This window comes from Rhodothermales bacterium, assembly GCA_013002345.1.
In the GTDB taxonomy this organism is placed as follows: domain Bacteria; phylum Bacteroidota; class Rhodothermia; order Rhodothermales; family JABDKH01; genus JABDKH01.
In genome coordinates this window covers 1-9886 of record JABDKH010000240.1, presented here as the reverse complement: position 1 = coordinate 9886, position 9886 = coordinate 1, and the positions used below count along the sequence as shown (strand labels likewise).

The window sequence follows — 9886 nt, the reverse complement described above, 5'->3', positions numbered from 1 at the left end:
CGCCTGCCCTGGCCGACCCCCGCGTGTGCAGGGGCAGAGCCCAGTCGGGGATGACCGGGGTCCTGGTCGGAGTCATGCCCGCGGAGGCGGGCATCCAAGTGAGGTCTGCTCGACGTCGGCTGAATCCTCGCCTGCCCTGGCCGACCCTCGCATCTCCTCGCATTCCCTCGCATTCGCAAGGGCATAGCGCAAGGGCGGGGAGCAAGGATGACTTTAGCAGTCTGGCCCGCGGCGACGTTTTACTCATTTGTTAGCCGCCGTATACACTTCTGTTAGAATCACCTTCGGCCACCGCGATATCCTTTCATCCGTGAGCAACAAAACCAAACTCAAGGGTGAAATCATGAAATCTATTTTCTCAGTCCTGGTGGCAGTCGCGGTCATTGCCGGCTGTTCGCAGGACGACGGCATGTTGACGGCTGTTGACGGCGGGTCGTCAGTTGAATTCGCGTCCGCATCGGCAAGCAAGGCTGGCGTGAGCGCGGCGAGCGAGGCCGAATACGAAGTCACGATCATCAATATGTCGCATTCGCAGCCGTTCTCGCCGGGCGTTCTCGTCACGCACGACGCCTCGGCAAGCCTGTTCAGCGGCGGCTCGGCTGCCTCTGAAGGTATCCGACTGATCGCAGAGAACGGCGATCCGTCGACCGCCGTTGGAGCATTGACCGGAGCGGATGGTGTATCCGGCGTTGTTGGCACGATGGCGCCTGTGCACATCAAGGGTGGGCCCGGGCCGGACAAGCTGACGGCGTACATCAAGGCAGCCGAGGGCGCCCGTTACCTCTCGCTTGCCGCTATGCTGATCTGCACGAACGACGGATTCATCGGTCTCGACAGTGTCGAACTTCCAAGCGGTCCGGAGACGGCCGTGTATTTCCCGGGCGCCTATGACGCCGGCACGGAGGCCAACGATGAGCTGTATACGAGCGTCGTTGACCCGTGCGGAGCGATCGGACCGGTCGCGGTGGCAGCGGACGGACAGAATGACCGTCCGGCAACGTCAGGCGTCGTCGAGTCACATCCTGGCTTCACGGGCGTTGGAGACATGGATGCGGACGCGTACAACTGGCGTAATAAGGTCGCGCGCGTCACAGTCAAGCGGGTACGCTAAATCTCCCGTGTGGAGACCGAAAGACGTATTTGCGGAATTTGGAGCGAAGGCCGCTGTGGTTCCGGTGAACCGCGGCGGCTTCTTGCTCGTACTCACCTTGCGATCCTGATCCCGAACCATGGAACCGATGTCACTGAAGATCCTTGTGGTCGAAGATGATCCGGACATCGCCGAGTTGATCAGCATTCACCTTGGTGATCTCGGATACGATGTTGGTGTAGCCATCACGGGGAAGGATGCTCTGCAGCAACTCAGTGCGGAGGAGCACGCGCTCGTCGTTCTCGACATCATGCTGCCGGAGATGGACGGCTTCGAGGTCTGCCGGCGGATTCGGGAGACGGACCGGAAAATTCCGATCCTTGTCCTGAGCGCTCGCACGGAGGAAGTCGACAAGGTGCTTGGACTGGAGCTGGGTGCAGATGCCTACATGACCAAGCCGTTCAGTCTGCGAGAACTCGTGGCTCGAATCAAAGCAATCTTCAGACGGATCGAAGTCGATAGCCAGCCGGCGGAGTCGCGCCAGAAGAAGTACAAGTTTGACCGCGTCGAAGCAGACGTCGAACGCCGACTGGTCACCGTCGACGGCAAGCCGGTCGAACTGACCGCGAAGGAGTTTGATCTGCTCATCGCGTTCATGCAGTTTCCCGGGAAAGTTTTCAGCAGGCACGAACTGCTCGAGGACGTGTGGGGCTACGAGTACGAGGGGTACAGTCATACCGTCAATTCGCACATCAACCGGTTGCGACGTAAGATCGAGCGTGTGCCGACCTCTCCGGTTCTGATCCAGACGGTCTGGGGCGTAGGATACCGGTTCGGAGCCGATCAGTAATGCGCTTGAGAATGTTCAAGACCTTCTACACCAAACTGTCGCTGCTCTTCCTGCTGCTCATGGTGTTTCTGGGCGCGGTGATCACGCTCGTGACGGTGCGTTCCTTCGAGCGATTCGGCAACGAAACGGAGCAGAAGCTCAACATGCAGCTTGCGGCTACTCTGGCGCGGAGGCTGGAGCCGCTGCTGGGGGATGACATCCGCGACGAAGTCGTAGAGGATGAGCTTCGGCGCATCCGCGAGGCAAATCCCCGGATCGAAGTATACCTCCTCGACCCGGACGGATCGGTGTTGGCGCAGTATCTCCTGGAGGAGGCACAGAGCCTGTCGCATAAGGCCATCGATCTGGGTCCGGTTCGTCGATTCCTTGAAGGAGAGCCCGCACCGATTCTTGGCGAAGACCCGGCCCGTGACGGGCAGTCCAGGCCGTTCAGTGCAGCGCAGATCGAAATCATGGGCAAGCCCGACTGCTTCGTGTACGTGATCCTTTCGGGTGCCCAGTACGATGATGTGGTAGGGATGGTACGGGGCAGCTACATCCTGCGTGCCGCAGGCCGGGCGCTGGCTATCAGTCTGCTGCTAACAGGCCTCGTCGGACTGATGTTGTTTGGGTTCCTGACGCGCAGACTCCGGTCGGTGACGCAGTCGGTATCGCGATTCGCGGGCGGGGAGTTCGATGAGCGGGTTCGATATCGCGCGAACGATGAACTGGGACAGCTCGCCGACTCGTTTAACAGCATGGCCGACACGATCGTCGCCAACATGGAGGAGATGGCGCGGGTAGATCGGCAACGTCGTGAACTGATTGCGAACGTGTCACACGATCTCAGAAGTCCACTGTCATCGATGCAGGGATATCTGGAGACCATAGCGATGAAGGGTGGAGAGCTGAGCGACGATCAGCGACGGGAATACCTGGATGTCGTGTCGCGCAATGCGTCGTCCTTGAGTTCGCTAGTGTCCGAGCTCTTTGAGCTTTCGAAGCTGGATGCCGGGCAGGTCGAACTGAAGCCCGAATCATTTTCTTCGTCGGAGCTTGTTCAGGACCTGGTGCAGCAGTTCAGGCCGGACGCCGAGCGCAAGAGGGTGGACATTGCAGCAGAGATCCCGTCGGATCTCCTGATGGTGCATGCAGATATCGCGCTGGTGGAGCGGGCCATCGCGAACCTGATCGACAACGCGATCCAGTTCACGCCGGAGGGCGGCCATGTTCGGGTGCGCACGGAGCGGGTAGAGGGCAAGGTCGAGATTGCGGTGGCGGACACGGGACCGGGTATTCCGGAAGGCGAGGTGGCGAACATCTTCGAGCGATTCTACCGGGTGGAGAAGAGCCGGTCTCGCGAGCGCGGCGGTGCCGGGTTGGGGCTCGCGATCACACGAAGGATAATCGAGTTGCACGGTGGTGAGATCCGGGTTGAGAGTCGGGTAGGGCAGGGGACGACGTTTTCGTTTCGGCTGGATGGGAATGGGAAGGAGCCTGGTTCCGCGTAGGCGAGGCTCGTAGCGACTCTGACGACCGCTGATTCAGTCGGGATACGGTGTGTCGCGGAGGCCCCGGACTTGGATCGATGCCCGCCTCCCCTCGCTTCCGCAAGGGCGGAGCGCGGGCATGACACGCACACGGTCATCCCCGACCCGTCTCGGCTGGGGCGGAGTTCAGTCGGGAATCCGTGGTATGTCGCGGAGGCCCCGGCTTCGGATGGATGCTCGCCTCCCCTCGCTTCCGCAAGGGCGGAGCGCGGGCATGACAGGCACACGGTCATCCCCGATGCAGTCGGGGATCCATAGAGCGTATCGTGGGCACCAGATTTGGACGGAGAGCCGGCCCCGGCAGGTCAGCCTCGAGGAACCCGGCCCCATTCCTCGTCTACAGGGTTTCCTAATGCATTGCCAGGTCTGGCAAGTAGATCCAGGCAAGAAGGACACCGATCACGCCCACGATGACGAACACCACACTGACGGCGATTGACCGTGGTGAGCGATGTCTGACGAGCACGAAGATCGAGTTCGCGACGAGAATGCCCCCGGCCACCGAAGCGATCAGGACGAGGATCAGGAAGCGAAAAGCGTCTCCTTCATCGGCTGAGATTCCATAGACGAGTGGCGAGACGATCAGGACGCTGCACAGAATCCTGCACGCGGACGTGAAGATGCCGGCACCAGTTTGCGGCCGGTCGATCGGCGGTACTGTGTTATCCATTTCGGCAGGGTCGACGTTGGTCCAGTTACTTCGCTACTGCACCTTTATCCTGTTAAGCGCACGGGTGATCCCGTCTCGGCAATGCGGGTCGTGGCCGCCACCAGTTGCCGGGTGATGCCCGGCTCGTGCGACGAATGACCGGCATCCGGAACGATGACCGCATCCAGCTCTGGCCAGGCGTGGCAAAGGTCGTCGAGGTTCTTCACCGGACACACCAGGTCGTAGCGGCCGTGCACTGCGAAGGCCGGGATCGAGCGCAGGCGACCGACCCGGTCGAGGAGCAACGTGTCCGGTTTGAAACGCACATTGCGGAAGTAGTGGGCCTCCAGTCGGGCCAGGTTCCAGGCCAGCTCCGGCTCGCCGAAGACGTCGCTGAACTCCGGGTTGGGCAGGAGGGTGCAGCAGGATCCCTCGTAGATCGACCAGGCTTTGGCCGCCGCAAGTCCGGCCTCCGTGTCGTCGCCGTCGAGTCGCTTCCAGAAGGCCTCCAGCAGATCGCCTCGTTCGTCCTCGGGGATTGGCTCGACGAACTGCCGCCATAGTTCCGGCTGGATCATCCCCATCTCGTAGAGCCACCAGCGGATCTCCTCGTCACGGAGCATCCAGATGCCGCGGAGCACAAGGCTGCGGACGTGGTCCGGATGTTCCTGGGCGTAGAACATCGCCAGCGAGCTGCCCCATGAGCCGCCGAAGACGTGCCAGGTGTCTATTCCCAGCTCTTCCCGGAGCCGCTCGATGTCTGCCACCAGGTGGGCGGGAGAGTTGTCCTTCAGCTCGCCCGGCGGTGTGGATCGACCGCAGCCGCGCTGGTCGAACAGCACGATGCGGAATCGATCCGGGGCGAAGAAGCGCCGATCGGTAGTGCTGCAGCCGGCACCCGGGCCGCCATGGACGAACAGTATCGGCAGACCGTCCGGCGTGCCGCACTCCTCGTAGTAAAGAGTGTGCAGGTCATTGACCGGTAACTGACCGGTCCGGTACGGCTCGATCTCAGGGTAGAAGTGTTCGTTCGCCATGCTCCATTCCTCGCCTTTCGTTGTCGCAGAGTGGTTCGTGGGGAAGGGGATCGGCGGATCGCACTTGATATTCAGAACGCAGACTCTCCCTCCATTTCCGGGCAGATGTACTGAAAGGTCGATCCCCTCACGTTGTTCGGGACATCCACCCTCAATACATCACCATTCTTTTGATTATTCGTAGGGGTGTAAAGCTACCGCCGGACCTGCGTCGGGCAGCAGCCGGCGAATCCGAGAGAATAACTTAGACCGAACGAACGACTGGTGCCACAATAGCTGTACTGGCTGGCAGATGCTCGCTTTCCTGGTCATATTGTCCGTTGGGATAAGCACGGCCGCACTCCTGTACGCGCGATGGGAGTACCGCCGGCGCGGCAGACTCGGTCTGGTGGGCCTGTTTCTGTTGTGCGCGATGTTGTTCGTGCCAAACTTGGTCCTCGAATTCGCCACGACTTACAAAATGCCGAGTACGTTAGCCGCCTACGTCGGCGTCGTAGTAGGCGTCCTGGGCCTCGCCCTGTGCCTGGTGAGCATTGTGCACTTCCGCTCGGTCGCGAAGATGTTGTGTCTTCATCCGGGCGAGCTTACATCAGCAGGGTCGTATCGCTGGAGTCGCAATCCGCAGTACGTAGGATGGTTGCTATTCCTGTTGGGTTTTGCTTTGACGGACTGGTCCCTGTGGTGTCTCGCGGCGCTGCTGGTGGTCGCCGTAAGCCTTCATCTCCTGATTCTGGTGGAGGAGGAACACCTGCGTCGCGTGTTCGGCGAACGCTATGCGGAATTCTGCCGCCGGACTCCGCGCTATCTGAAGTGGGGGCGGCTTCGGATATAGGCCCGTAGTACTCCTCGTGTGGATGGCGAACTTTCGTGGCGGCCGGAAGGGAGGGCGTGCAAGAAAGTCGGCGTGGAGGTCCACCTCTCTCGGAAGACATTCGAAGGCGGCCGCTCGGACGACCCGGTGTGCGCCGGTGATCATTCTCGGCAACAGGGTTCCACGATTCTCGTCTGCCCGTGCGATATTGGCGCGTCACCCATCTTCAGAGGAGTCCGATGCGATCTTCTCCCTTCCACATCAGTTCGCAGGTGCGGTCGAAGTTAACGACCATCCTGCTCATAACCGTCGCGTGGTCGTTCGTGAGCTTGATCCTGTTCCTTCAGGGTTATTCCGCGCTGCTTCAGTTCAACTGCGGACTCGGCGGATACAGCCCGTACGACTTTCTCATCGGCGCGCTCATCACCTCGCTCACGGCCGGACTAATCGGCGGCCTGTTGATGGTCTTCGTCTGGGACAAATGGCTGCGCTCGATGCCGTACAACCGCGCCCTCCTGTCCATCTTCGGGACGTACACGATTGCATACTTCGTGGTCGACGCCGTCGCCGGACTGTACGCGCGCGTGACGACTCCCGAGCTTGCGATCCCGTACATCGAGCACCTGCTCGAGTGGCAGAACGTCGCCAGCTATCTGGTCTGGGCGGTCATCGTCATGTCGACGTTCGTGGCGCTTCTTGTCCGGGACAAGTACGGTCCGGGCGTCTTCCGGTCCTTCCTGATGGGGAAGTACTTTCATCCGAGGCGCGAAGAGAGGACCATCATGTTTCTCGACCTGCGGGCGTCGACCGCCATTGCCGAGTTTCTGGGAGAGGAGAAGTACTTCCGCTTCGTCAGAGATGTCTTTCGGATCGCGACCCCTTCCATGCTTCGGCACGGGGCTGAGATCTACCAGTACGTCGGGGACGAGGTGGTTCTGACCTGGCCCGGTGATGCGGGGCTCCGCGACCACCGGTGCATCGCGTGTTTCTTCGGGGTCGAGGAGGCGTTGCAGGAGGCGTCGAAGTACTTCCGGGCGGAGTACGACGTGACGCCCGAGTTCAAGGCTGGGCTGCACCACGGGTCTGTGATGGTCGGCGAGGTCGGCGTTGTCAAGCGAGAGATCGCCTATTCGGGCGACGTGATGAATACCACGGCGCGGATTCAGGCCAAGTGCAACGCGCTGGGTGTCAACCTGCTGCTATCCGGGGTGGTGCACGATCGACTCCCGGTGAACGGTGTGGACCGGCAGCCGCGACAGCTGGGGGCGGTGCGGCTGCGGGGGAAGCAGGAGCAGGTGCCGCTTTATACGGTGTAGGCCGTTCGTGCCTCGTCATCCCCGATTCCACGCACTTGCGAAGGCGGGTGCAGTCGGGGATCCATTCAAGGCCGGTTGATCCTCGCATGCCCTCGCCTGCGCAAGGGCAGAGCGCGAGGATGACGATGGGGGCAATAATCATCCCCGATCTAGACGGGGATCCATCATGCTGGTCCCTTCCGCTTGTCGGGATGCTGGCTTTTGCGGGCATGAGGGTCACTCTTCGAGTTCGCCCTTGACCCGTTGGCCCACCAGCCCCGTCACGGCCGCGCCCGTTTTACCGGCCTGATGCGCCCGATCTCCTCTCCGGCCGACCGCTTCGCCTGCCACAGGTCCCAGTTCATCTGACCGTTCAGCCAGTATTCGGGCGTTGTGCGGAAGAGCGCAGCGAGCCGAAGTGCCGTGTCCGGCGTTACGCCGCGCTTGCCGTTGATGATCTCGTTCACGCGCGGGTACGAGACGCCGATGCGCTCGGACAGCTCGACCTGCGTCATCTCGAGCGGCTTCAGGAACTCCTCGAGAAGCATCTCGCCGGGGTGCGTGGGCGGGCGATGGGAGGGGAGTCGTGCCATGTCAGTGATAGTCCGTGATGTCGACCTGTGCGGGTCCAAAGTTCGTCCACACGAAGCAAATGCGATAGCGTGCGTTGATGCGGATACTGTGCTGGCCGCTTCGGTCTCCCTTCAGTTTCTCCAATCGATTTCCGGGCGGCCTTCGGAGGTCGTCGATGGCGCGCGCCTGGTTCAGGTGATCCAGCTTGCGACGAGCGACGTTCCAGAGTTCCGGTGAACACCTCTGGAGCGCGCGCTTCGTCCTTCGCCCGTCGAAGACGTCTTTAGTGCCCGCGTCAGCAAACGACAGGATCAAGCGTATAACGGATAATATGATACGTGACAGGTTGGTCGCGGTTTCCGTATCAACCGAACCGCTTGGATGGTAGCTCTCCGGTGAGGTTAGAACTGAGTGAACAGTTGCCGATGAAGGTGCCTGCGGTCAGTGCTGGCCCGGGACAAGAACACCGGGAAGGGAGTTGGGCGCGGTGCGGCTACGGAGCAAGCAGGGGTAGGCACCGAACAAACGATGTAGGGTACTTTCGAGTTTTCGCTCGGTCCGACGCGCTCCAGATCTATAGTCCTGACCTATGGACGCCGGAAGCCGTTGATCCTACGCCGACCGAAACTTCTGATATCTGAGGTCGAGCAGGTCCCTGTCGGGCCGGTCTGCACGTCGTTTCGGTAGCATCAATTGCTGCCCGTGCATCTCCTTCAGTCCGTGCTCCAGCATGGGTCCGTCGATCTCGTGCAGGATATCCTCCCGGATTTCCACGGTGTATTCCGGCGTGATGCCGAGAACGAACCGGTCGAACGCCGCATGGTGAAGCTTGCACAGGGCGATGCCGTTTCTCACGACAGGCTCACCGTGTGGATCGGCATCCGGGACGATGTGCGCTGCGTCGAGCAGCTCGGTGTGGCGCAGGCGGCAGAGCGAGCACTGCTCGCGGTACGCTTTGATCACGCGCTCGCGGAATGTCCGTTGGTGCAGGCGGGCGCGAACTTCGCGCGTGACGTACACACGCCGCGCTTCCGAGGCGGAGTCGGCCGCGCTCTGGGTAGGGGCGACGAAGGCGGCGTTGTCTACGGCCACCGAGAACGTCAGCGATCCGGGCTCGTCGCCGACGATGTAGACGGGCCAGACGGCGAGGTATCTGCTCCTGGCGATGCCGTGCAGGTAGATGAGTGGCACGCCGTCCAGCAGCGCCTGCCGCAGTCCGACGTTATCCCGATGTTCCGGGTCGGTACCGCGGTACCGGTAGCGGAGCAGGCCGTCGTCGCCGAAGTGGTCGTCGTACGGACCTCCGGGTGCTGTCGTGATCGTCAGCGGCAGGTCGAGGCTGCGTGGCTTGAAGATCCCCTGCGGGGAGACCAGCGGGATACGCTTATCCTCGAACTCGAATCCACGCCGGAGCAGCTCGCGCGGTAGAACATCACCGCGGATATCAACCTGTCTTCGTAGCCACTCAAAAGCGGCCATGCGGACGGCGTGATCGTGGCTGGGTATCGTCACAAGTCGTTCGAAGTTCGTGCTACGACGTTGGTTGATTTACAGCTAATATCATGCACTCCCCTGAGGCACACCTAGCAATTACCCCTCTCCCTCCACCACCACGTTCCCCGGACCCACGAGCCGCGTCAGCCCGCGCATCAGGTCTGGCGTCGGCTCCACGACGAACTTCCTCGCATGCACGCGCTGTGGCTGAGCGAGGTCGCCGGAGGCGATGTCGAAATACAATTTGCACGACCCGCGATTCGCGTCGCACAACTCCCGCAGCTGGTTGATCGCCTCGACAGCCAGCGACTCGGCATCCACGCGCACGACAATCGATTTGACCATCTGCTCGCGCACCTTCCACATCGGCAGCACATCCTGAACGATGATCTTGAGCCCGCCGCCCCGCACCTCGGGCCGCCCCTTCGCAATCACGATCTCATCGACCTGCAGGTAGTTCTGTATGCGGTCCAGCACCGTCGCGAAACACACCAGCTCACCCTGGCCTCCGAAGTCCTCGAGCGTCGCGAACGCAATGGGCTTGCCGGCTTTGGTCGT

11 protein-coding genes are annotated in these 9886 nt (G+C 61.5%); 5 read left to right on the top strand and 6 right to left on the bottom strand.

The genetic code is table 11. From position 1 onward, the window contains the following. The first annotated feature begins 343 nt into the window (after positions 1-343). From HKN37_11860 to HKN37_11850, 3 genes are all read left to right on the top strand, one after another. A complete protein-coding gene (locus tag HKN37_11860; protein ID NNE47342.1) occupies positions 344-1111 on the top strand; it encodes a hypothetical protein in 768 nt (255 codons plus the stop codon). Positions 1112-1238: 127 nt separating this feature from the next. Next, complete coding sequence (locus tag HKN37_11855) at positions 1239-1940, top strand: response regulator transcription factor (GenBank protein ID NNE47341.1); 702 nt, start codon at positions 1239-1241, stop codon at positions 1938-1940. A gap of 11 nt (positions 1941-1951) precedes the next feature. Continuing rightward, entirely contained in the window at positions 1952-3430 is a 1479-nt protein-coding gene (locus HKN37_11850) for a HAMP domain-containing protein (protein ID NNE47340.1), read from the top strand. Between the two features lie 388 nt (positions 3431-3818). Here HKN37_11850 and HKN37_11845 read toward each other — a convergent pair whose 3' ends face one another. Together HKN37_11845 and pip are read right to left on the bottom strand one after the other, a co-directional pair. After that, entirely contained in the window at positions 3819-4139 is a 321-nt protein-coding gene (locus HKN37_11845; GenBank protein NNE47339.1) for a hypothetical protein, read from the bottom strand. Between the two features lie 44 nt (positions 4140-4183). Beyond that, positions 4184-5155 carry a prolyl aminopeptidase gene (gene pip, locus HKN37_11840; GenBank protein ID NNE47338.1) on the bottom strand — a complete coding sequence of 324 codons (972 nt, stop codon included), beginning with the start codon at positions 5153-5155 and terminating at the stop codon, positions 4184-4186. A gap of 292 nt (positions 5156-5447) precedes the next feature. Between pip and HKN37_11835 the strand changes: the two genes are divergently transcribed. Continuing rightward, on the top strand, positions 5448-5987 hold the full coding sequence (locus tag HKN37_11835) for a hypothetical protein (GenBank protein ID NNE47337.1): 540 nt from the start codon (positions 5448-5450) through the stop codon (positions 5985-5987). Between the two features lie 218 nt (positions 5988-6205). Continuing rightward, on the top strand, positions 6206-7282 hold the full coding sequence (locus tag HKN37_11830; protein ID NNE47336.1) for an adenylate/guanylate cyclase domain-containing protein: 1077 nt from the start codon (positions 6206-6208) through the stop codon (positions 7280-7282). Between the two features lie 260 nt (positions 7283-7542). Here the strand turns inward: HKN37_11830 and HKN37_11825 are convergent, their stop codons facing one another. From HKN37_11825 to HKN37_11810, 4 genes are all read right to left on the bottom strand, one after another. Next, entirely contained in the window at positions 7543-7854 is a 312-nt protein-coding gene (locus HKN37_11825) for a HigA family addiction module antidote protein (protein NNE47335.1), read from the bottom strand. Position 7855: 1 nt separating this feature from the next. Then, the gene (locus tag HKN37_11820) at positions 7856-8149 is read right to left on the bottom strand and encodes a plasmid maintenance system killer protein (protein NNE47334.1); all 294 of its coding nucleotides are present in this window, start codon (positions 8147-8149) and stop codon (positions 7856-7858) included. Between the two features lie 297 nt (positions 8150-8446). Then, positions 8447-9313 carry an HNH endonuclease gene (locus tag HKN37_11815; GenBank protein NNE47333.1) on the bottom strand — a complete coding sequence of 289 codons (867 nt, stop codon included), beginning with the start codon at positions 9311-9313 and terminating at the stop codon, positions 8447-8449. 111 nt (positions 9314-9424) lie between these two features. Then, positions 9425-9886, bottom strand: a 462-nt coding sequence (locus HKN37_11810; protein ID NNE47332.1) for a DNA polymerase III subunit alpha, incomplete at its 5' end; no start/stop codon positions are given.